The 21,200-nt window shown below is 44.6% G+C and carries 20 protein-coding genes, 2 pseudogenes and 1 riboswitch; of the genes and pseudogenes, 6 read left to right on the top strand and 16 right to left on the bottom strand.

Features of this window, described 5'->3' with window-relative positions:
- Positions 1 to 51 precede the first annotated feature (51 nt).
- Positions 52 to 231, top strand: a complete 180-nt coding sequence (locus ACESTK_RS06340) for a DUF6783 domain-containing protein (RefSeq protein ID WP_368072545.1) — start codon at positions 52 to 54, stop codon at positions 229 to 231.
- Positions 191 to 1,588: an alanine/glycine:cation symporter family protein gene (locus ACESTK_RS06335; protein WP_373119181.1), complete on the top strand. Its 1,398-nt coding sequence runs from the start codon at positions 191 to 193 to the stop codon at positions 1,586 to 1,588. Before ACESTK_RS06340 ends, ACESTK_RS06335 begins: the two co-directional genes overlap by 41 nt.
- A gap of 62 nt (positions 1,589 to 1,650) precedes the next feature.
- On the opposite strand, the gene ACESTK_RS06330 is transcribed toward ACESTK_RS06335, so the two are convergent.
- Together ACESTK_RS06330 and ACESTK_RS06325 are read right to left on the bottom strand one after the other, a co-directional pair.
- The gene (locus tag ACESTK_RS06330) at positions 1,651 to 2,259 is read right to left on the bottom strand and encodes a hypothetical protein (protein WP_226838095.1); all 609 of its coding nucleotides are present in this window, start codon (positions 2,257 to 2,259) and stop codon (positions 1,651 to 1,653) included.
- A 135-nt stretch (positions 2,260 to 2,394) separates the two neighbouring features.
- On the bottom strand, positions 2,395 to 3,771 hold the full coding sequence (locus ACESTK_RS06325; protein ID WP_204453532.1) for a sirohydrochlorin cobaltochelatase: 1,377 nt from the start codon (positions 3,769 to 3,771) through the stop codon (positions 2,395 to 2,397).
- Between the two features lie 202 nt (positions 3,772 to 3,973).
- Positions 3,974 to 4,150: riboswitch (cobalamin riboswitch) on the bottom strand.
- Between the two features lie 110 nt (positions 4,151 to 4,260).
- On the opposite strand from ACESTK_RS06325, the pseudogene ACESTK_RS06320 reads away from it, so the two are divergent.
- The 4 genes and pseudogenes from ACESTK_RS06320 (at position 4,261) to ACESTK_RS06305 (ending at position 9,679) form a co-directional block, all read left to right on the top strand.
- Positions 4,261 to 4,425: pseudogene (locus ACESTK_RS06320) on the top strand (DUF6783 domain-containing protein).
- Positions 4,426 to 4,586: 161 nt separating this feature from the next.
- The gene (locus ACESTK_RS06315; protein ID WP_373119179.1) at positions 4,587 to 4,970 is read left to right on the top strand and encodes a metal-sensing transcriptional repressor; all 384 of its coding nucleotides are present in this window, start codon (positions 4,587 to 4,589) and stop codon (positions 4,968 to 4,970) included.
- Positions 4,971 to 5,069: 99 nt separating this feature from the next.
- Entirely contained in the window at positions 5,070 to 7,754 is a 2,685-nt protein-coding gene (locus ACESTK_RS06310) for a heavy metal translocating P-type ATPase (protein ID WP_237963837.1), read from the top strand.
- A gap of 341 nt (positions 7,755 to 8,095) precedes the next feature.
- Positions 8,096 to 9,679, top strand: coding sequence for a glucose-6-phosphate isomerase (locus tag ACESTK_RS06305; protein WP_118579504.1), 1,584 nt, complete (start codon positions 8,096 to 8,098; stop codon positions 9,677 to 9,679).
- A gap of 192 nt (positions 9,680 to 9,871) precedes the next feature.
- On the opposite strand, the gene ACESTK_RS06300 is transcribed toward ACESTK_RS06305, so the two are convergent.
- From ACESTK_RS06300 to ACESTK_RS06235, 14 genes and pseudogenes are all read right to left on the bottom strand, one after another.
- Positions 9,872 to 10,246: a hypothetical protein gene (locus ACESTK_RS06300; protein WP_148461890.1), complete on the bottom strand. Its 375-nt coding sequence runs from the start codon at positions 10,244 to 10,246 to the stop codon at positions 9,872 to 9,874.
- Positions 10,247 to 10,522: 276 nt separating this feature from the next.
- Positions 10,523 to 10,714, bottom strand: coding sequence for a bacteriocin (locus ACESTK_RS06295; RefSeq protein WP_118579498.1), 192 nt, complete (start codon positions 10,712 to 10,714; stop codon positions 10,523 to 10,525).
- Positions 10,715 to 10,741: 27 nt separating this feature from the next.
- Entirely contained in the window at positions 10,742 to 11,080 is a 339-nt protein-coding gene (locus ACESTK_RS06290) for a hypothetical protein (RefSeq protein ID WP_118579495.1), read from the bottom strand.
- Between the two features lie 115 nt (positions 11,081 to 11,195).
- A complete protein-coding gene (locus ACESTK_RS06285) occupies positions 11,196 to 12,602 on the bottom strand; it encodes a radical SAM/SPASM domain-containing protein (RefSeq protein WP_347160985.1) in 1,407 nt (468 codons plus the stop codon).
- Between the two features lie 24 nt (positions 12,603 to 12,626).
- On the bottom strand, positions 12,627 to 14,813 hold the full coding sequence (locus tag ACESTK_RS06280) for an NHLP bacteriocin export ABC transporter permease/ATPase subunit (RefSeq protein ID WP_373119176.1): 2,187 nt from the start codon (positions 14,811 to 14,813) through the stop codon (positions 12,627 to 12,629).
- A gap of 12 nt (positions 14,814 to 14,825) precedes the next feature.
- The gene (locus ACESTK_RS06275) at positions 14,826 to 17,066 is read right to left on the bottom strand and encodes an NHLP family bacteriocin export ABC transporter peptidase/permease/ATPase subunit (RefSeq protein ID WP_237963401.1); all 2,241 of its coding nucleotides are present in this window, start codon (positions 17,064 to 17,066) and stop codon (positions 14,826 to 14,828) included.
- A 10-nt stretch (positions 17,067 to 17,076) separates the two neighbouring features.
- Positions 17,077 to 17,538: a hypothetical protein gene (locus ACESTK_RS06270; protein ID WP_347160988.1), complete on the bottom strand. Its 462-nt coding sequence runs from the start codon at positions 17,536 to 17,538 to the stop codon at positions 17,077 to 17,079.
- A 119-nt stretch (positions 17,539 to 17,657) separates the two neighbouring features.
- Positions 17,658 to 17,939, bottom strand: a pseudogene (locus ACESTK_RS06265) (TrmH family RNA methyltransferase); the annotation flags it as partial.
- 427 nt (positions 17,940 to 18,366) lie between these two features.
- Positions 18,367 to 18,867 (bottom strand): hypothetical protein, encoded by a 501-nt coding sequence (locus ACESTK_RS06260; RefSeq protein WP_347160989.1) that lies wholly within the window; start codon positions 18,865 to 18,867, stop codon positions 18,367 to 18,369.
- Positions 18,809 to 19,549 carry a hypothetical protein gene (locus ACESTK_RS06255; RefSeq protein WP_373119174.1) on the bottom strand — a complete coding sequence of 247 codons (741 nt, stop codon included), beginning with the start codon at positions 19,547 to 19,549 and terminating at the stop codon, positions 18,809 to 18,811. Before ACESTK_RS06255 ends, ACESTK_RS06260 begins: the two co-directional genes overlap by 59 nt.
- Entirely contained in the window at positions 19,530 to 19,862 is a 333-nt protein-coding gene (locus ACESTK_RS06250; RefSeq protein WP_347160991.1) for a hypothetical protein, read from the bottom strand. The genes ACESTK_RS06255 and ACESTK_RS06250 overlap by 20 nt, the downstream gene beginning before the upstream one ends.
- A gap of 5 nt (positions 19,863 to 19,867) precedes the next feature.
- Entirely contained in the window at positions 19,868 to 20,359 is a 492-nt protein-coding gene (locus tag ACESTK_RS06245; protein ID WP_148461893.1) for an RNA polymerase sigma factor, read from the bottom strand.
- 177 nt (positions 20,360 to 20,536) lie between these two features.
- Positions 20,537 to 20,839 carry a type II toxin-antitoxin system RelE/ParE family toxin gene (locus tag ACESTK_RS06240; protein WP_173715914.1) on the bottom strand — a complete coding sequence of 101 codons (303 nt, stop codon included), beginning with the start codon at positions 20,837 to 20,839 and terminating at the stop codon, positions 20,537 to 20,539.
- Positions 20,832 to 21,095, bottom strand: coding sequence for a type II toxin-antitoxin system prevent-host-death family antitoxin (locus tag ACESTK_RS06235; protein ID WP_118579486.1), 264 nt, complete (start codon positions 21,093 to 21,095; stop codon positions 20,832 to 20,834). The genes ACESTK_RS06240 and ACESTK_RS06235 overlap by 8 nt, the downstream gene beginning before the upstream one ends.
- Between the last annotated feature and the right edge of the window lie 105 nt (positions 21,096 to 21,200).

Genomic DNA, 21,200 nt, shown 5'->3' with positions numbered 1-21,200 from the left:
TGTCTTCACATAAATGAAGCTCCAGAGCGTGTTTGAAAAAAGCTTTCTGCAATATTTCCCACAAGATGGGGCGTGCAGATTGCAAGAATGATTTTTCAAACAGGCTCTGGCTGCACCAGTTTAATAATGTGTGTGACATGGAAGAAGTTCCGTTCGCATACATCAAAAAAAACTTCCAGAGAGGTATTTTATGCTGCAAATAATCGAAACCATCAACACCGCTGTAAATAATTTTATCTGGGGCGTTCCTGCAATGGTCTGTATTTTCGGAGTTGGTCTTTATCTTAGTATCCGCACCAATTTTCTTCAGATCCGCAAATTCCCCTACGCAATCAAAACAACCCTTGGACGTATTTTCCGCAAACGCGACGCATCTGACGGTGCTATCACGCCTTTCCAGGCAGTGTGTACAGCACTTGCAGCCACGGTTGGTACTGGCAATATTGCCGGTGTAGCAGGCGCTATCGCGATCGGCGGTCCCGGAACCATATTCTGGATGTGGGTTTCTGCACTGTTTGGCATGTGTACCAAATATGCTGAGGTCACCCTGGCGGTACACTACCGTGAGATCAATGCCAACGGCGAACTGGTAGGCGGTCCCATGTATTACATCAAGAACGGGCTTAGCAAAAAATGGCATTGGCTGGCTTATCTGTTCGCAGCATTCGGCGTGCTCACTGTATTTGGTACCGGCAACGCCACACAGGTCAACACTATCACCACTGCGATCAATTCTGCATTGCTGAATTATAACGTGATCAGCGAAAGCGCCGTTTCCACTTCCAACCTGATCATCGGAATCATAATTGCCATTCTGATCGCCATGATCCTTCTTGGAGGAATCAAACGAATTGGCCATGTCACCGAAAAGCTGGTCCCATTTATGGCTCTGCTTTACATTCTTCTCGGACTGGGAGTTATCCTTCTGAACATTCAGAATGTACCAGCTGTATTCGCTTCTATTTTCAGAGGGGCATTTCAGCCCAGAGCTGTAACAGGCGGCATTGTTTTAAGTATGTTCACCAGTTTAAAAAAAGGTGTTTCCCGTGGTATCTTCTCTAACGAGGCTGGTCTTGGTACCGGATCCATTGCCCATGCGTGTGCAGATACCAAAAAGCCTGTAAAACAGGGTATGTTCGGTATTTTCGAAGTCTTTACAGATACCATCGTGATCTGTACACTGACTGCACTGGTTATCCTTTGCAGCGGCGTTGCTGTTGATTATGGAAAAGCAGCTGGCGCAGAGCTTACGATCCTTGGATTTACTTCTACATATGGAAGCTGGGTATCCATTTTTACAGCAGTTGCCATGTGCTGCTTCGCTTTTTCCACAGCAGTCGGATGGGGACTTTACGGTGCCCGCTGCATCGAGTTCCTGTTCTCTGAAAAAGTGATCAAACCATTTATGGTTATTTATTCCCTGGTTGCCATCCTTGGCGCAACTGCCAACCTTGGACTGATGTGGAGCATTGCAGAGACATTTAACGGTCTTATGGCAATTCCCAACCTGATTGCTTTGTTCCTGCTTTCCGGTACAGTTGTGAAGCTGACAAAAGAATATTTTGCCGGAGAGGGCAAAACAAAATAAATATAAAAAGGGACATCACATGAACCGTTTTCGCTCATGTGATGTCCCTTTCAGATTATTGATCAATCCTTATTCTCTTCCTCGGCAGCTGCATCTGTAGTTGTATCAGCATCTTCACTTTTCTCTTCCTCACCGATCTCAACTGCATTTTTTTCTTCCTCAGTCTGCTCCTGCACATCCGTAACGCTTACCTTATGGTCATACCATTTGCCCTTTTTACCAATGATTGCCAGGTCAAATTCTTCATCCAGCTTCTCTACTGGAACATTGAATCCATAAACCTCCTCTGTCATGCCATCGCTGTAAGTTACCTTATCAATAGTAGGCTGAATCAGTTCGGCACCGTCTTTCTGTGCATCCTCTGCTGTTCCAAGGAAAACATTCTCAATATTCTTGGAAACGAGAGTAATATGAACGGTCATTTTACCATCCTTTACAGTGAGGGTAGCTCTTCCGTTGCAAGCCTCATTTACATGGAACATACTGCTGTCTGTGTCAAACTCTACACCATAAACACCGTCTTCAAGTTCGCTGTCTGCGGCATTCTCTGCACCATCTGTGGTTTCCTCTGCCTCAGCCTCTGTGGCTTCTGCAAATGCCGGGAATGCAGTTCCTGCTGTCATAGCGGAAATACTTACAGCTGTTAATAAAATGACTAATGAACGTTTCATAATAACTCTCCTTGCTTTTTCTTTATTTACGGTACACTTGTGTGTGCCGTATTTGTTTTATTACTCAAACAGCTGCCCCACAGTGTAGGAGCAGCTGCTTTTGTTCTGTTGCAATAACAATTTATACCAGGATAATTATTTCGCGATGGAATCAATAGCTGCCTGAGTATGAGCTACATAAAGCTGCTCAACAGCGTCAATTCTTCCAAGACCTTCGATCTGGCAGTCAATCTCATCGAAATCTCCAGAAGCCTCGAACATGCTCTTCCAGGAGTCATCATCATCACCAGCCATATCATTGTTTGCATGGTCACCAGCAACAACCATAAGCGGACGAAGGATTACTTTCTTGAATCCGGCATCTTTTACTTTATTGATAACTTCATCACAAGCTGTATCCTCTGGCTCACCTTCTACAGTACCGATGAATGCGTTTGTGAATTCAAGTTTCTCCATCTGGGTCTGCATCTGATCATATGTAACGTTTGCTGTATGGGAAGTACCATGTCCCATGAATACAAATGCGGTTCCATCTTCTGCAGCTGCTTCCATGCTGTCATATCCAGCTTCTTTTACAGCTTCATCTGTGATTGCCTGAGCAACAGCAGCTTTGTCATCGTTGATAACGGTAGCGTCATCGCCAACCTCACCAAGCATTGGTTCAGCGATTGCTACAGATTCAAATTTATCTTTGTAAGCATCAATAGCTTCTACCATCTCATCGTACTCAGCACCATGCATAAGATGTGTAGGCTGAACTACAAGATTCTTAACACCGTTTGCTACTGCACGGTCAAGTGCCTGCTGCATGTTATCAATCTTCTCATCATCTCTTGCCTGTACATGGTTGATAATGATCTGAGCGGTAAATGCTCTTCTTACAGACCAATCCGGGAATGCTTCTGCAAGAGCATCCTCGATTCCCTTAATATCCTCTGCACGGCTGTCGTTAAAGGATGTACCAAAGCTTACTACAAGAAGCTCATTCTCACCGATCTCGTCCTGATTACGAGGATCATCCTTGGAAGCATCACCTGTATCACGTCCGAAATACTCTGGGCTGGCCTCTTCTCCCTCTACAAGCTCTTTCTGAGCATCTGTAAGGGCATCCCATGCTTCTTTAGCTTCCTTGCACTGCTTATCTGTATCATCTGTTCTCTCCTGAACATAAATAGCATCGATAAGTGCTGCTACTTTATCAGCCGCTTCCTTATCTGCATCTGCAGTGTCATCAGCTGCTTCTGCATCGTCTGTTGTCCCAGCATCATCAGCTTCTTCTGCATCGTCAGCTACTTCAACATCGCTTGTTGTCTCAACATCATCAGCTTCTTCTGCATCGTCTGTTGTCTCAGCATCATCAGCTTCTTCCCCATCGTCAGCTGCCTCTGCATCGTCTGTTGTCTCCTCTGCTGCTTCCTCTGTCTCTGCAAATGCAACAGTTGCTGTTGCTGCTGTCATGCTTGCTGCCATAGAAGCTGCAAGAAGGATTGCTAATAAAGATTTTCTTTTCATTTCTTTTTCCTCTTTTTTTGTATTTCCGGATAGAATCACGTATAAAGAATCCTATGGGAAATCTATCACCAATCTCCCATTGCATAAAAACAGCCGCATTTTCTGCGACTGCACACATTCTCATATACACACTTTTCTTCCAAAAAACATTCAGGAAATATTCATGTATCGTTATGAGAATACAAGTTCTGTGTACCGCAGACCTAAGATTCCACGCAAAGGCAGTTCTCCTGACTTCGGTCAACACTGCTCCCCCTTCCCGGTTTCCCAGTGGGCTCTGAAGCAGCTCCCTTACACAGTGACGGCATCGTTCCGGACTCTCACCGGATTCTCTTTTGCGCATCATGTTTATGATGCAACCTTTGCGCTATAACCATTATACATATTCGACTCGGATATTTAATATGTACCATATTATTATATATTTTTTATGAACTTTTTATGTATTTTCTATGAACTATAGTGTATTTAAAAAATGCGTTCCGCAAGATGTGCGGCACAATTTGTGGGAGATTTCGTCCGGATGAGGGCACCGTAGCATGAAGACGCCGTAGCTGACTACGCAAACAAATTCGGAAGAAATATACCGCAAAGTGGGGCGTGCAGATTGCGGGAATAATTTTTCAAACAGATTACTATTCACTCCGTTCATAGCAACACGCTTCGCGATACACAGGAATCATGCTTTCGCATGGTTTCGCGCCGCAATTCTCAGTTTTTCTGTGAATTACTTATTGACAAATACCCCGCCAGGGTATATATTAGTTTCATCAAATACATACCCCTAAGGGGTATATAAGGAAAGGAGTCCGCCTATGACAGCTGATTATAAATCCGAATCCTGCTGCAGCCACACCGCAGCCAATCCAGAAACTCTTTCCAGCCAGGAACCTACCAAGAAGGTCTGTTCCTGCTGTTGTACCAAGCACACCGATCGTTCCGAAGCAGAGCGCAGGAAGCTGGTAAACCGTCTGAAACGTATTGAAGGCCAGATAAGGGGGATTATAGGAATGCTGGAGAATGACGCTTACTGCAACGATATTCTTATTCAGTCAGCAGCTGTAAATGCTGCTGTGAATGCATTTAATAAGGAACTTCTCGCCAATCATATCCGAACCTGTGTGGCAAGAGATATCCGTGATGGTAAAGACGAAACCATTGATGAGCTGGTTGCAACTTTGCAGAAGCTAATGAAGTGAGATACCAGCGCATTCCGAATGTGTACCTGCCTGCGGAGGTACGAATGCGCAGAGCAGTCCGTTGGTATCGAAACACTGTATTCGAAGGAGGAATTTATTATGGAACAATACAACGTCACCGGCATGAGCTGTGCAGCCTGCAGCGCCCGTGTGGAAAAAGCGGTAAACAAGGTTCCGGGAGTTACTTCCTGCTCCGTAAGCCTGCTTACCAATTCCATGGGAGTGGAAGGAACTGCCTCAGCCTCTGCCATTGTCTCAGCTGTAGAAGAAGCCGGATACGGCTGCAGCCTGAAGGGTGCTTCCGGTCAGACGGAATCCGTTTCCGATGCTGAGAAAGCCTTGGAAGATCACGAAACGCCACTCCTCAGGAAACGGCTTATTGCCTCAGTAGGTTTTCTTCTGGTGCTGATGTACTTTTCCATGGGACACATGATGTGGGGATGGCCGCTGCCAGCCTGGTTTGATGGCAACCATATCGCCATGGGACTTGTACAGCTGCTTCTTGCAGGAATCGTCATGGTCATCAATCAGAAATTTTTCATCAGTGGCTTCAGGAGTCTGTGGCACCGCTCTCCGAACATGGATACCCTGGTAGCTCTCGGCTCCATGGCCTCCTTTGTATGGAGTGTCTACGCCCTGTTCGCCATGACCAGAGCCCAGGTTGACGGCAATTCCGAACTTGTCATGCACTACATGATGGAATTCTATTTCGAATCTGCCGCTATGATCCTGACCCTGATCACCGTTGGAAAAATGCTGGAAGCCCGTTCCAAGGGCAAGACCACGGATGCCTTAAAAGGTCTTATGAAGCTTGCTCCCAAGACTGCCGTTGTCATCCGAAACGGCCAGGAAGCCACCGTTCCCATTGACCAGGTTGTAAAAAGTGACACCTTTGTTGTTCGCCCTGGTGAAAACATCCCGGTGGATGGTGTGATTATCGAAGGCTCCAGTGCAGTCAACGAATCTGCCCTTACAGGTGAGAGTATCCCTGTTGACAAAGCTGCCGGAGATCTTGTCTCCGCAGCCACAGTCAACCAGTCTGGTTTCATCAAATGTGAAGCTACCCGCGTTGGCGAAGACACCACCCTCTCCCAGATCATCAAAATGGTCAGTGATGCTGCAGCCACCAAAGCTCCTATTGCAAAAATCGCAGACCGTGTTTCCAGTGTTTTCGTACCTGCTGTTATCACCATTGCAATTATAACAACTATTGTCTGGCTGCTTACCGGTCATGAGGCTGGCTACGCCCTGGCAAGAGGAATTTCCGTTCTGGTCATCAGCTGCCCATGCGCCCTTGGTCTTGCCACTCCGGTTGCCATTATGGTTGGAAACGGAATGGGTGCCAAAAACGGTATCCTTTTCAAAACAGCCGTCTCCCTTGAGGAAGCCGGAAAGGTTCAGATCGTAGCCCTTGACAAAACCGGAACCATCACAAACGGTCAGCCGGAGGTTACTGACATTCTCCCTGCAGACGACGTATCTGAGAACGATCTTCTCACCCTTGCCTACGCCCTTGAAAAAAAGAGCGAGCACCCTCTTGCGAAAGCCATTCTGGAAAAAGCTGCAAGCCTTGGTCTTACAGCCCAGGAAGTCACAGAATTCCAGGCTCTTCCCGGCAATGGACTCTCTGCGAAGCTTGGCGCTTCCACGCTTATCGGCGGAAGCATGAAATACATCAACACTCTGGCAGCTGTCTCTCCGTCTCTTATGAACCAGGCCGAGAAGCTTGCCGAAGCAGGAAAAACTCCTCTTCTTTTCGCAAAAGATGGAAAACTTCTTGGAATCATTGCAGTTGCTGATGTAATCAAACCGGACAGTGCACAGGCGGTCAAAGAGCTTCAGAATATGGGTATCCACGTAGTTATGCTTACCGGAGACAACAAGCGCACGGCCAGAGCCATCGGCGCACAGGCAGGTGTTGACCAGGTTATTGCAGGCGTCCTTCCAGATGGAAAAGAGAGCGTCATCCGCTCCCTGAAGGAAAAAGGCAAGGTTGCCATGGTTGGCGACGGAATCAACGACGCACCAGCCCTTACCAGAGCAGATATTGGTATTGCCATCGGTGCCGGAACGGATATAGCCATCGACGCAGCAGATATTGTCCTTATGAAAAGCCAGCTTTCCGACGTGCCAGCTGCTATCCGTATGAGCCGCGCTACTCTTCGCAACATCCACGAGAATCTCTTCTGGGCGTTCTTCTACAATGTAATTGGTATTCCGCTGGCTGCCGGCGTATGGATTCCAATTTTCGGATGGACCTTGAACCCGATGTTCGGCGCTGCTGCCATGAGCCTTTCCAGCTTCTGTGTAGTTACCAACGCATTGAGGCTAAACCTGTTTAAAATTCATGACGCAGTTAAAGATAAAAAAGTCAAGAATCCGGTTTCCATAGAATCCAATTCTGGAAATATTGCTGATTTCTCTGAAGCATCATCTGCTGTTTTCTCAAAATCATTCAATGCAGATAAAACTTCAGATGCAGAACAAACGATTAATAACAGCTGCAAGCTTTTGAACGAATGCAGCGATATTAATAACAATACTAACAAAAAGGAGAATAATACCATGGTAAAAGTGACAGTTAATGTAACAGGAATGATGTGCGGACATTGCGAAGCACACGTAAACAAAGCAATCCAGGAAGCATTTGGGGTACAGGATGTTGTATCCTCCCATGATGCCGGAACTACTATTTTCTCAGCACCAGAGAAAGTGGACGAGGACAAAATCCGCCAGGTAATCAAAGACGCTGGCTATGAAGTAACCGGAATTACACAGGAGTAATCCATCCCTCACATTCAACTTGACCAATGCAGAAACCTATTGCAAAGGTCCGTTCAAACAGCCGACAGAAACATTTTTCAGCTTCTGTCGGCTGTTTTTTTACTTCTATCCACTCTTTTTCTCCAGCTTTTATGTTCTTTTTTTCATATCAGCCCCATTCTTTCTTATATTAATGTTAATTTTTCAAGAATCTTCATCCTTGCATTGAAATTCTATAAATTTTTCAGTATAATGATTTCGATACGGGTCTCACAGTGAGACTCCTTTGAGAGCATAATCCGTTGCTGAACAAGCTTTGAACAGCAACTATAGTCTCAACCATTTAAAGGAGGAATTATATTATGGCAACATGGAAAAATCTTGACACACTTGATTCTTTTGGCAAACTGAAAGAGCTTAAGAATCACGTAGACATTGCGGCAGCTCTGTCTGGTGAAGAAGGTGGCAAGCGTGTAGCTGATTATAGTACACCAATGGCAGCTGGTCTTTCTTACAACTATGCAGCCAAAGAAGTAGACGAAACCGTTTTATCCGCACTTGCGAAACTGGCTGACGAGGCACAGCTGATCGACAAATTTCAGGAATTATATAATGGTGCAGTGATCAACACCGGAGAGAACCGTATGGTTCTTCATCACCTTGCACGTAAGCAGCTTGGTAACCCGGTTGTTGTAGATGGTGTAGACAAACGTGAATTCTACGTTGCTCAGCAGAAAAAAGCTGCTGATTTTGCAAATAAGGTTCATGCTGGTGAGATCACCAACGAAGCTGGTGAGAAATTCACCACAGTCGTTCAGATTGGTATCGGCGGAAGTGACCTTGGTCCCCGTGCTCTTTACATCGCACTGGAGAACTGGGCGAAGGCCAATAACACATTCAAGATGGAAGCGAAGTTCATCAGCAACGTTGACCCGGATGATGCAGCTGCAGTACTTGCTTCTGTAGACCTTGCACACTCCTTATTCATCGTTGTATCCAAATCCGGTACAACCCTTGAGACACTGACCAACGAAGCATTTGTAAAGGATGCCCTGACAAAAGCAGGTCTGAATCCTTCCAAACACATGCTTGCCGTTACAAGTGAGACTTCCCCTCTTGCAAAGAGTGAAGATTATCTTACCGCCATCTTCATGGATGACTACATCGGAGGCCGTTACTCTTCTGTTTCCGGCGTAGGCGGAGCAATCCTTTCCCTGGCATTCGGACCGGAAGTATTTGCTCAGCTCCTTGAAGGTGCTGCAGCTGAGGATCAGCTTGCAACAAACCGTGACCTTATGAAGAACCCAGATATGCTGGATGCCCTTATCGGTATCTATGAGAGAAATGTGCAGGGATATCCTTCCACAGCTGTTCTTCCATATTCACAGGCATTAAGCCGCTTCCCGGCACACCTTCAGCAGTGTGACATGGAGTCCAATGGTAAAACCGTAAACCGTTTCGGCGAGCCGGTTAACTACGTAACAGGTCCGGTTATCTTCGGAGAGCCAGGAACCAACGGTCAGCATTCCTTCTATCAGTTATTGCATCAGGGCTCTGACATTGTCCCGCTTCAGTTCATCGGCTTTAAGAACAGCCAGCTTGGCGTAGATGTTGACATTGAGAACAGCACCAGCCAGCAGAAGCTCTGCGCTAACGTGGCAGCTCAGATTGTTGCATTTGCCTGCGGTAAAGAGGATGAGAACCTGAACAAGAACTTCAAGGGTAAACGTCCGTCCAGCATTATCATCGGTCAGCAGCTTACCCCTGCTTCCCTTGGTGCATTGCTTGCTCACTTTGAGAACAAGATCATGTTCCAGGGCTTCGTATGGAATCTGAACAGCTTCGACCAGGAAGGCGTTCAGCTTGGTAAAGTTCTTGCGAAACGTGTACTTGCACACAATACAGACGGTGCTCTTAAGGTATTCAGCGATCTTCTGAACATCTGATCTTTCAAACAGGCTCTAAAGCGTGTCTGAAAAATTTACGGCAGCCCGGAAAGTACCGGGCTGCCGTTTTTTTTGCCACATACTATAAAAACAGACCTCAGAAATCCTGTATTTTCATAATCCTCTGCGATCTGATTTCCATATTGACTTGTCTTGCAAAGAACCTTTTTCAAACCATTAATAAACTGACACTCAGGCAACCTGCACGCCCCAGATTTTCTTTGTTTCCAGGCCTCTGCCAGGCTTTCCTGTTACACAGATGCTCTTATTTCTCCAGTTTCCAACACCATTATCCGAGAAACAGATTCCAGCACCATCTGCAGTCTTTTTCACCTGAATCTTCATTTCCAGATTCCGTACCTTGCCATACATCAAACTGGTCTTTACAAGCTCATCCAGATCTTTTTCCAGCTGTGCTTTATCCATATACACGCTAATCTTTTCCTCCGCCAGCTCTGCTTCCAGCCATTCCTGACCTGGTGTAAAGTATTTCTGTCTTGCCTTTACAAATTCATCTATAAAACTGTTAAGCTCCACTTTCTCATTTCTCTGTAATATCTTTCTCATAAAAGAAGCCTCCTTGCCTTAAAAAGCGTTACTGTTCGGTTACTTCGCAGCAACTCAAAAATATCATTCTTTTTTCCTTTTCTGAAAGATATTATAGCTGTCTATGTTAAATTCTGTGTATTGCCAATGTTAAACATATTTAAAATAATTATACCTATTGTAAAGAGCAATATTAAAGTATCTTTTTTATAAAAAATCCCGCAATCCGTTATCATCAATACGGACTGCGGGATTTTCCACTAAAAGGCTACGAGCCAGGGACTTTGGGAATGCGCTTTAAATTTTCCAGTACCCCGTACCACAAACAGCGCATTCAACCAGAGAACCGTCTTCTCTACTGAAAATTGTTTTCGCTTCTGTACTCCCACATTGTGGACAGCAGTTTCGCGCATTCTCCTCGCATCCTCCACCGGACACATTGTCCAACTCATCATCTGAAAGCTCTCTTTTTGTTATTTCGTCTTCCATCAAAAATATCCCTCCATCCAAAATCAATTAATTCTGTGTTTTGGTGGAAGTAGGATCCCAGTAGGTTGCACCGCAGCAGGCGCAGGTTACATAGGTGCAGCCATAAAGCGGCTCTCTGGAAGAAGCCTCCGTACTTCCGCATTTCGGGCAGCTGTATCCTACGTCGCAGGAATCACCGCCTGTTACATTGTCCAGCTCATCATCTGAAAGTTCCTGGGTTACCGGGTGTAATCTGGCATACATTTCTTCTGCCTGTGCAGCATCAAGCTCCATGCCGTTTTCCTTCGCCAGTTTCTGAAGTTCTTCCACAGATCCGGTTCCCTTTGCAGCTTTTAAAACTTCCTTTGTCATTTTGTTCTCTGCCATAGTCAAATCCTCCTTAAAATTATATTAGATTTACAGCCACCTTTTCCCCGGCAGGTCCACTCCATATGTATCTGCGGTCTGCATCATGCCTGAAAAAATGTGCTCTAAATTTCCATTAAATATCAGTACCCGGATTATAAGCAATTTCCGTATAATTCTCATATTCCTGCAATGCACTGACAGTTTTCTCATAATATCTCTGTCCGAAAAACACACATTTGGAGGGATCTGCCCCCAGTTTGTCCCCGGTCAGCACAATTGCCAGTGCCCGGCATCCTCCCGCACAGTATTTGAAATACTTACAATTTCTGCATTTTCTGTCGTGCTCCCGGATTTTGTCCACAGTCGTACATACCTCACACAAATACTGGCTGTCACTTAGCAGATGCTTCAGAGATTCCTTTTTCACATTGCCAGGGATATCCCCATTCAGTTCGTAGGTGCCAGACAGCTGATGACAGGGAAATATATTTCCATTGGCGGCAACTGCCACCATGCCTCTGACCCCCTTGCATACTGGAAGCGAATCCCTGTATTCCTTTTCCCGGTACAAAACAGGAATCATCCCATAACTGCCAGATACAGGATACAGACGCAAAAACTGCCAGATGATCACATCCATTCTGCAGCCCGTTTTCATATATGCACTGGCAAATTCCAGCATTCTGTCATAATATTCCGTCAGTCCCAGAGCAGCATCACCTGCATTTTCCTTCCACCTTGGGGCCTCCGATGTGCGGATGATGCGCATTTTCCACACCCCAAGGCTGTCCATAAGCTTCGCTGTTTCCAGAAGCGTATCCAGATTGTGTCTGTGCACATTTGTCTGGATCATTACTGGAAAATCATTTGCCCTGCACAAACGGATGGCCCGGATTGCATCCTCCTCAGCTCCTTTTCGTCCACGAAGCCAGTCATGATGTCCGATTCCGTCAAAAGAGATCTTCATTAAAGGACGGATTCCTCTTTCCTTCATCTGGTCCAACACTCCCTGCCTGAGAAAATAGCCGTTGGTATTGATCTCTTCTACATACATTCCTCTTTCATAAATTCCCGTCAGGATGTCCATAAAATTCCTGTGAAGCATCGGCTCCCCGCCTGTGATGGTAAATGCATTTACCCCACATTCCCTCGCCTCATCCAGAAATTTTTCTGCTTCCTTCAGGAACCACTCGCTCATGGATGGGGCATTGTCAGCTGCATTAAAGCAGTGAAGACAATTATAGTTACACTTCCCGGTTATCATCCAGTTTACTTTTGGAAAATACCGGTTCTCGCAATGTCTGTATTTCTGCCAGTCTGTCAGATTCTCTTCCCCTCTGCAGGGATGAATAAAGCCTCTGGCTGCCATAGTTTCCAATAAATCATCCGCCTCCTGCTCCCTTTTTCCGTCACAGGAACGCAAAAGCTCAAATTCTTCTTTTTTCAGCCCTTTGGCATATGGACTTCCCTTCCGGTAATATGCATAGGGAACCTGCTGCCAGGAGCGTAAGGCAATCCGGGAATCAAGTATATATCGCATAAAATATCCCCTTATCTCTTTTTATTACAGCGCATCCAGACGCTGCCGTTTTACCAGTTCTGCAAAAAAGCCGTTTTTCTCTAACAGTTCTTCATATTTTCCATCTTCAATGATTTTCCCTTTATCCAGCACAAGAATTCTGTCACACTGTTTAATAGTAGAAAGCCGATGGGCGATTACAATTCTGGTACACTTCAGACCATCCAGGGCTTCTGACACTTTTTTCTGGGTCAGATTGTCAAGGGCACTGGTGGCTTCATCAAGCATAAGCAGCCTGGGTTTTTGTGCAATAGCCCGGGCGATCATCAGTCTCTGCTTCTGTCCTCCGGAAATTCCGCCGGAGCCTTCAGAAATCATTGTATTCATTCCCATAGGCATTTTCCGGATATCCTCTGCAATACCCGCCAGTTCTGCTGCCTCCCAGGCATCCTTCTGTGTCAGCCATGGCGCCGAGATCACAATATTGGAATAAATATCCCCCTGAAAAAGCTTACCATTCTGCATGACTACGCCAATCTTCTGCCTGAGCGATTTCAGATCAATTTTATCAAGATCTTTTCCGTCATAATAAACGGCTCCCTTCATAGGTTTCTCAAATCCAAGGAGCAGACGCATAAGGGTGGACTTCCCGCAGCCAGTCTGGCCTACAATCGCCACATACTGTCCCGGGTGGATTTTCAAAGACAGGTCATCCAGTACAAGAGGCATGTTTTCGTTGTACCGGAACGATATATGATTCAGCTCGATCCCGCCTGAAATCCCTGTAATCACCTGTTTTCCGCTGGAAACCTCGGGCACTGTCTCAAAAAGCGGCTTTACCATTTCCAGTGTAGGCCTTATCCTTGCTACTGTAAGAGCAATTCCTGCCAATGACAGAAAAGCTCCGGATACCATGCCGTATGCAGTATTAAAAGCATAGTAATCCGCTACGGAAACGCCAGACCGGATTGCTGCGTAATACATCACAATAGTACCCGCAAGAGAAATCCCTGTACTGATCACAGCATTTATTTTAATAAATACAGGAGGATTATATTTAAGTTTTGCTTCTTTGGCATATAAATCTCCCCATCTTGCAAAAGCCCTTTTCTCAGCCCCTGAAAGCTTTATTTTCTGGACACCAGTGATCATAGCGTATGTCATTCCATTTTCTTTTCCTGCAAGCTCCATCTGTCTTCTGGAAATTCCCATCTGTACCAGGGAAGAAATAACAGAAAACGCAACCGTCACCGCTACAATAGTCAGCGCCGGTGCCACAAGTGCCGGAGCAAACGCAAAAATCTGTGAGATATAGATAAGGGAAAAAACGGAAGTAATCCCTGTTGTAAATACGGTAGATACCAGCATATTGCAAAGTGAGTTGATCTGGCTGGCACGGCTGGACAACTCACCTGCGCTGTACTTTCTGAAAAAACCTGCCGGAAGGGACATTACCCTCATCATGGTTGCAGCCTCTACAGACAAGCTCAGCTTCGTTTCCACCCTGGCAGTTACCATCGCACTTACTGCCTCAAAAAGCAAGCTGCTTATTGCAGTGCACACCATAAAAACCGAAATTGCAAAAAACAGCTGCATGCTTCCAGAAGGCAGAACCTCCGAAAAAATAAGCTGGTTGATCTTCGGTGTCAGCATCCCCACAAAAGTCACTGCAAGTGCGGCAAGAACCATCATCCCGTAATCAGCCCCGGAAAGTGTCTCCATTATGTATTTCGCCAGAGAAAGGATTCCCATCTTTTTCATGGGAAAAGGTTTATAAAATGCAAGGGCCTCTTTTTCAAACAAATCTTCATTTCCATGGGTTATCTTTCTTCTTTTTCCAGCTTCAATGTCATAATAGCTGTAACCAGACACTTTTCCGGGAAGAAGAGCTACGATCTTTCCGGTTTCTTTCATAACGCCCAGCATGGCACTAATTGCATCCTTATACCAGCCTTTTTCCAGATAAACCGTGCGGCGCATGATTCCATAGGGGCGCATAAGGTATTCCAGCTGTTCATTCATATCCTCAATGGAATCCGGAACCTCCCTGCTTTTTACATGGTAAAATTTCAGGATCTCATCGATTTCATTCTTGGCAACAATACGGTCGTCATTCAGCGAGGCAAGCACCTTCTCCCCCATAACGGCACCTGCCATTTTCACAAAAGAATCTGCGAAAGCATCGTCATCGCTCTGCTTTCTAAGTTTTATCTGTTCGTCAAACCAGCCCAATGCTTCCGCCTCCTATTCATTTGATACCAGCATAGTGTACATTCCGCCGGCTCTCATAAGTTCTTCATGTGTTCCACGCTCCACGACTCTGCCTTCATCCAGCACAATGATCTCATCGCAGTCCCGGATGGTAGAAAGTCTGTGTGCGACCACAATACAGGCAACACCTCTGTCCTTTATAGATTTCACCACATTGTATTCTGTTTTTGCGTCAAGTGCACTGGTGGCTTCATCCAGAATAACAATGGTAGGATCCTGTGCCAGAACTCTGGCAATTTCCATTCTCTGGCGCTGTCCGCCTGAAAAATCCTTTCCACCTTCTGTCAGCCTGTACTGATAACCTCCCTCACGCATCATAATATCATCGTGAAGCTGTGCATCCCGTGCAGCCAGGATCATTTCAAAATCTTCGATGGAATTGTCCCACATTTTAATATTGTTCGCTATAGTGTCCTCAAACAAGATAATGTCCTGATCTACCACAGCCAGGGAACCGGTAAACACATTCCGGTCTATCTCTGATATCTTTTTACCGTCAAAAAGGATTTCGCCGCTCCATGGGGCATACAGACCTGATATCAGTTTGGACAAAGTGGATTTGCCGCAGCCGGAAGGTCCAACAAAAGCGACTCTGCTGCCCGGCTTCAGGGACAAATTGAAATCCCTTATCAGCGGCTGGGCAAGCCTGGAGTAGCCGAATGTGACATTTTTCAGTTCAATGTGACCGGATAATTTTCTGTACTCCTCTTCCGGACTGGATTCTGTTTGCAACAGGCTTTCCGAATGATTTTTCAAACAGGCTTCAGGCTCTTTCCCATCTGCTTTTCCCCATATAACGTCTTCCGGATAATTCATAACATCCTCGACACGCTCCATATCCGTACGCATTTCCTGTAAAGTCTGACCTGCTGCGATGAGACTGGCTGCCGGAGCCATAAACGAATTCAGAAAGCCTTGAAATGCCAGGATCATACCCACAGTAAACCTTCCCTGCATTGCAAAAAACACTCCTGTCATCAGAACTGCTGTGTTGCACAGAGTACTGATAAGCCCTGGAAGAAGTCCCAGCACACTGTTCAGTTTCCGGAATTTTACTGCTCCTGTATTGGCTCCGGCCTGATAACCTGCCCATTTTTCAAAAAAGCCATTTTCTGCGCCGGTAGCCTTAATGGTTTCGATCATCTCAATACCAGCCACGGCTGCACCTGCAAGTTTGCCTGCATTTTTCAGCTGGACACGGGCAATGTTTACCCTTTTTTTCGATATTATGTTAGAAAGAAGCAGATTCAGAAATACAGAGGTTACACCCATCAGCGTAAGAACAGGACTGTACCTTATCATAACCACCAGATAAAAAATCATCATCAGCGAATTCAAAACCAGCGGCGCAAACGTATTCACCAGCCCTTCTGCAACAGAAGCATTGGTATTCTTGCGTACCTGAATATCCCCTGCCATGCGCTGTGAAAAAAATTCTACAGGCATTCTCAGTATTTTCCACATGAAGGTGGCATTTCCAACCATATCCAGCTTTCCATTGATCTTCAGGGAATATACCTGCTGAATCCACATAACAGTCAACTGTACCACTCCCATGAGAATCATTCCTATGAGAAAAGGAAATACCCAGTCCGGATTCTCTCCGGTCAGCAGCCGATCCATAAAAATACGGGAAAAAGCAGGATTTATAATGCCGATCAAGGAAGAGATCAATGTAGTAAGGACAACAAACGCAATCGCTGTGCCTGTGCCTTTTAAGCGTTTTTTCGCATAACGAAGTACCGAGACTGGCTTTCCCCCTGGCTCAAAATTCTCAGAAGGCTCAAACTGCAGACTGATTCCGGTAAAAGCTTCGTCAAAAGCCTCCATTGAAACTGCATAGGTTCCTTTGGCAGGATCATTTATAACAGCTTTATTTCCTCGAAAGCCATCCAGTACCACGAAATGATTAAAATTCCAGTGGATGATACAGGGAAAACGACCTGTTTTCTTCAGATCTTCCGGTTCATAGCGGTATCCTTTGGCTGTAAGCCCATAGCTTCTTGCAGCTTTCAGTACATTTTTTGCACTGGAACCGTCACGGGATACGCCGCAATCGAAGCGAACCTGCTCCAATGGAATCCACTTCCCATAGTAGGCAAGTATCATGGCAAGACTTGCTGCACCGCATTCCAGAGCCTCCATCTGCATGACTACAGGAACCTTCGCCACCCCTTTTGTGATCGGCTGTTTTACTTTTTTCTCAGCACTCATTATGGTCACCTCAATTTATTACAAATGACATAGGTGACACCCGGTTCGTAACAAGCTCTACCTTGTAGATTCCGTCTGCCAGCCCTGTATGGATGATTGCTGTGTATACGCTTTCATCCACTGCAAAAGCAGCACTTTCCAACTGTTCCTCTTTTAGCTTCACAGGGATTTCGGATATCTCCGCAATTTCATATTCTTTCCCATCTATATACACTGGAGTTCCTTTTTTGACATTCCGGATATCTGTTTCTTTTATATAACATGTGATTTTTCCTGCTTTTGCAGTTCCTACAGTCTCTGTTTTTGTATCAAGATGACCGAATATCCCCCACACGCACACCCCGGCCAGCAGTATGATGACAGCCGCCAGAATCATCCATATGCCCGGGTTTGCCACCCGGATATAATCGTTCAGCTGCTCCGGGGAGGAAATCCGGTCCAGACTTTTTTTCCGAAATATCTGATCACTCATAACCTGCAGCCTCCTTTTTGCTTATAGTTATTATCTTTCATTTGTCTTGCGTCCCCGCTTTAACTCTATCCTGCATCTCTGTTTTAACTCTATCCTGAAAGCGATTTCTATATACACAATTATTTCCGTCTGTTAATATACCCAAGTTCCCAGAATGCCACTGCACTTGCGGCAGCCACATTTAAGGAATCCACACCGTGAGACATGGGAATTTTCACTGTATAATCGCAATCTGCAATCGTCTGTGAGGAAAGCCCGTCTCCCTCTGTTCCGAGAACAATAGCCAGCTTCTCTTCTGCTTGAAGTGTCTGGTTGTCAATTCCCACAGAGTCATCACGCAATGCCATGGCAGCTGTTTTAAACCCCATATTTTTCAGCAGCTGCATTCCCTCTCCGGGCCAGACAGTTTTTTTCAAAAGTGTTCTGCATTTTAAATCCATTTTCCAATTCTGTTTTCGTTATTTATTCTACTTGTAATTGTAAGAGAATATGGATGAAAATGCAATATATTTTCCTCAACAGGCAGATTTTTAGAAAAATACAAAAAAAGCCCCGAAAACCTTATAATCACTGTGAAACGTAGTGTTTATAAGGCTTTCAGGGCCTTTAAATACTTAAATTCAGACTTATTAAAATAATATAATAAAAACTTAAGTTAATGGATTATTTACCCATCTGCTTTGCGAAGTATTTGTGAACAGGCTTTATTTATATGGATTTGCGCGGTTCTGCTCATAAAGCTTACGCAAATTTGACGCAACTTACTGAATAAACTGGGGGTTCTGAACTTATTCTAATTCGGAATGGATCCGGCTCTTTTTTTCATACCTACCAGCCAAACGCATCACGAATCAGTGCCCCCGTTTCCCCGTCTATGTAAAACAGTTCCTGTTCGTCCGGGGAATCTTTCCACTGGTAAGGGCAGCGAAAGCTCCAGACAGGTCTGTATGTGATTCCGTCTGCGGTTTCATCAATATAGTATTCCAAACATATTTTTGTAACTGGAATCGTGGTGGATTCTGTTTCCTCCGCAGTGTCCTGTTCCGTGAAGAGACCAATTTTGCCTTCTTTTACATATTGTTCCACTGACTTCATAATTTCTTCCATTGGAAGCATAGTAACTGTTTCTTCCACTTTCAACTGAAGCGGAATCGGTATGTTGAAATAACAGTCTTCAGGCGCAGGGCCAAAGCCTGCATTTCCCAGATAACCATGCTGAGAAAGCCCGCCCACCGGGATCCCATTCAACAGAATCTCTGTATCGTAATAATCATATCCCTCCGTCATGTTGCTGATTGATTTTCTTACATACTGCTGTTTCCGGATCATATTTCTCATTCGCTCCCGTAGCATCTGAAGGATTTTCTGAGTCTGTTGTTTCCTGTGTACTCTCTTCCGTAGAATCCGAAATGGGTTCTACACCAGTATCTTCCGCCTGCATCTTTCCTTCTTTTCTGTATTTTTCTATAATATCCCGTACTTCATCATTTAACGGAAGGGTTACTGTAAGGGGCTGCGGCGTATATCCTCTGTAAGCATCCTCCGCAGGCAGTGCATAAGCCAGCATTCCTTCTGAATCTGTAAAAGAACCAGTTTTAAAAATCTTTCTGAAAGCTTCATCATCTTTCCAGGTGTAATAGATCCTGCCGTTATAATCCGGATATGCCTGAATGGTCATGGAAACCTCTACCTGGGAATCTTCATTTAATATTTTCTCTGTCAAAGCATCATCATACAGGGTAATATGTCCATAATAGAGAGCTTCCCCGTCTATCTTATTCAAAGTTGCAAGTGCATCTTCTCCATTCACTGTCGCATGGTCACGGCAGCTGAGCGTATAATTCTCCACCGCCCCGGAAGGATCTCCAAGAAAGCTGAAACCGCTGCCATCAAAATACGCTTCTGTAACAGACAGCATAGACTGGTTCCAATCCCTCTCCTTTGGCGTTATATGATAAGAAGTCACATCTTCCACATTTTCTGCAGTTGAATCAGGTTCTGTGACAACCATTTGAACAGCTTCCTGTTCTGTAACCCCCCTGCTGCTCCAGTTCTTTGTGAAGCCATCCAAGTTTTGTTGCAAGTACGCCGGTGCTGACGCCTAATACAGCAGCCACAGGAAGAAGAATCCGGATTATTTTTTTCTTATTCCCTGAATTTTTTGATCTTCCTTTATCTGATTTTACAATTAGATTCTTCGTGCTGCTCATTCTCTCATCTGGAGAATCCAAAATTCCCTTCAGAACATCTTCCATAGCTTTATCAATATTGTCCGGTATCACAGTTTCTTCTTTTAAAATTTTTCTGATTTCTTTTTCATCCATAGTCTTCACCTCCTGATCACCTTTTTTAATTTTGCTCTTGCCCGGGAAAGTTTGGTTGATACGGTGTTGCTGTTCATTTCAAGAAGATTACCAATTTCCTTTACAGAAAATTCATCAAAATAATAGAGTTCCACGATTTTCCGGCTTTCTTCATCCAGACATAAAAGCAATTGTTTCCATTCGCAAAGGTCCAGATCTTCACAATGTACACCTTCTGAGAAATTATCCAGTTCCGTGTCATGGTTCTTTTGACGGAGAATGTCTTTGCATTCATTTATCAGAATCCGCATCAGCCAGGTTTTAAAATATTTCACTTCCCTTAATCCCTGTATCTTTTCATAACAGGACAGGATCGTATTTTGCAGTGCATCTGCAATGTCCTGTTCGTTCCGAAGATAAACCCAGGCAGCTTTATACATGCTCTGCTTATTTATCCGGATCAGCTGAACGAACGCTTCTTTATCTCCATTTTTAGCAGCTGTTACCAAAGCCTCCATTTTATTCCCCCTTTTTGTTTTTATAACTATTAGACTTAAAATATGGGAATTTGCTTTCAAAAATTTTTTATTTTTACAAAACAAGACACAGGCAATCGAAACTTGACTGTCTGTGTCCTTTTTATATCTGACTATCATTCTTAAATGTTATTTTGTACAGCAGTTCAACCCTTTCGTTTACATCTGCCTTCCCTGATATTGCACTGTCAATACAAATACTTTTTTCTTGTTTTCATCAACTTTAAAAATAGCAATATAATTGTCAATGATCAGCTGTTTATATTCTTTTCCGGCATAGCGGCCTACCAGACGGTCCTGGTGCGATTTTGGAAACAGTTCCAGCTTTTTTATTGCCTGCCAAATCCGATCCGTCTGTTCTTTTGCAGTTTCAGGTGACAATTTTTCAAGTGCAATATAAGCATAAATATCATGAATATCCCGGTACGCTCTTGGATACAGCATTATCTCATATTTATCCATAATATTTCTTGTTGAGCTGTTCCATTGCACTTTCTAATGAAATCGGCTCTGCTCCTTCTGTGACTTCCTGTTCTGCTTCATAAATTGCCTGATCGATCTTGTTTGTCTGGGCAAAACGTTCATACAGCTCTGAACTCATTACAACTAAGTCACTATATCCATTTTTCGTAATAAATATTGGTTCCTGCTTTTTATGTGCCAGTTCCGATATTTCACTGGTTTTTCTTAAATCTCTAATCGGCATAATTGTTGGCATAATGAACACCTCTCTTTCTTGTGCTATAATTGTATCATAATTATGAGTCGGTGTAAATTCTTATTTATGTGAACTTCCAGAAATTTTACAACTAAATCCAGCTTA

The sequence above is a fragment of the Ruminococcus sp. Marseille-P328 genome (genome assembly GCF_964249465.1).
GTDB classification, from domain to species: domain Bacteria; phylum Bacillota; class Clostridia; order Lachnospirales; family Lachnospiraceae; genus Blautia_A; species Blautia_A faecis.
This window is presented reverse-complemented; position numbering and strand designations above follow the sequence as displayed.

Excerpts from the sequence above, each read along its gene's own strand:
- ACESTK_RS06325 (WP_204453532.1), bottom strand. The coding sequence starts at position 3,771 with ATGAAAAGAAAATCTTTATTAGCAATCCTTCTTGCAGCTTCTATGGCA.
- ACESTK_RS06240 (WP_173715914.1), bottom strand. The coding sequence starts at position 20,839 with ATGGATAAATATGAGATAATGCTGTATCCAAGAGCGTACCGGGATATT.
- ACESTK_RS06260 (WP_347160989.1), bottom strand. The coding sequence starts at position 18,867 with ATGATCCGGAAACAGCAGTATGTAAGAAAATCAATCAGCAACATGACG.
- ACESTK_RS06335 (WP_373119181.1), top strand. The coding sequence starts at position 191 with ATGCTGCAAATAATCGAAACCATCAACACCGCTGTAAATAATTTTATC.
- ACESTK_RS06255 (WP_373119174.1), bottom strand. The coding sequence starts at position 19,549 with ATGGTTGTCACAGAACCTGATTCAACTGCAGAAAATGTGGAAGATGTG.
- ACESTK_RS06270 (WP_347160988.1), bottom strand. The coding sequence starts at position 17,538 with ATGAGTGATCAGATATTTCGGAAAAAAAGTCTGGACCGGATTTCCTCC.
- ACESTK_RS06250 (WP_347160991.1), bottom strand. The coding sequence starts at position 19,862 with ATGGATGAAAAAGAAATCAGAAAAATTTTAAAAGAAGAAACTGTGATA.
- ACESTK_RS06300 (WP_148461890.1), bottom strand. The coding sequence starts at position 10,246 with ATGAGAAAGATATTACAGAGAAATGAGAAAGTGGAGCTTAACAGTTTT.
- ACESTK_RS06315 (WP_373119179.1), top strand. The coding sequence starts at position 4,587 with ATGACAGCTGATTATAAATCCGAATCCTGCTGCAGCCACACCGCAGCC.
- ACESTK_RS06305 (WP_118579504.1), top strand. The coding sequence starts at position 8,096 with ATGGCAACATGGAAAAATCTTGACACACTTGATTCTTTTGGCAAACTG.
- ACESTK_RS06295 (WP_118579498.1), bottom strand. The coding sequence starts at position 10,714 with ATGGAAGACGAAATAACAAAAAGAGAGCTTTCAGATGATGAGTTGGAC.
- ACESTK_RS06290 (WP_118579495.1), bottom strand. The coding sequence starts at position 11,080 with ATGGCAGAGAACAAAATGACAAAGGAAGTTTTAAAAGCTGCAAAGGGA.
- ACESTK_RS06235 (WP_118579486.1), bottom strand. The coding sequence starts at position 21,095 with ATGCCAACAATTATGCCGATTAGAGATTTAAGAAAAACCAGTGAAATA.
- ACESTK_RS06245 (WP_148461893.1), bottom strand. The coding sequence starts at position 20,359 with ATGGAGGCTTTGGTAACAGCTGCTAAAAATGGAGATAAAGAAGCGTTC.
- ACESTK_RS06285 (WP_347160985.1), bottom strand. The coding sequence starts at position 12,602 with ATGCGATATATACTTGATTCCCGGATTGCCTTACGCTCCTGGCAGCAG.
- ACESTK_RS06275 (WP_237963401.1), bottom strand. The coding sequence starts at position 17,066 with ATGAGTGCTGAGAAAAAAGTAAAACAGCCGATCACAAAAGGGGTGGCG.
- ACESTK_RS06310 (WP_237963837.1), top strand. The coding sequence starts at position 5,070 with ATGGAACAATACAACGTCACCGGCATGAGCTGTGCAGCCTGCAGCGCC.
- ACESTK_RS06330 (WP_226838095.1), bottom strand. The coding sequence starts at position 2,259 with ATGAAACGTTCATTAGTCATTTTATTAACAGCTGTAAGTATTTCCGCT.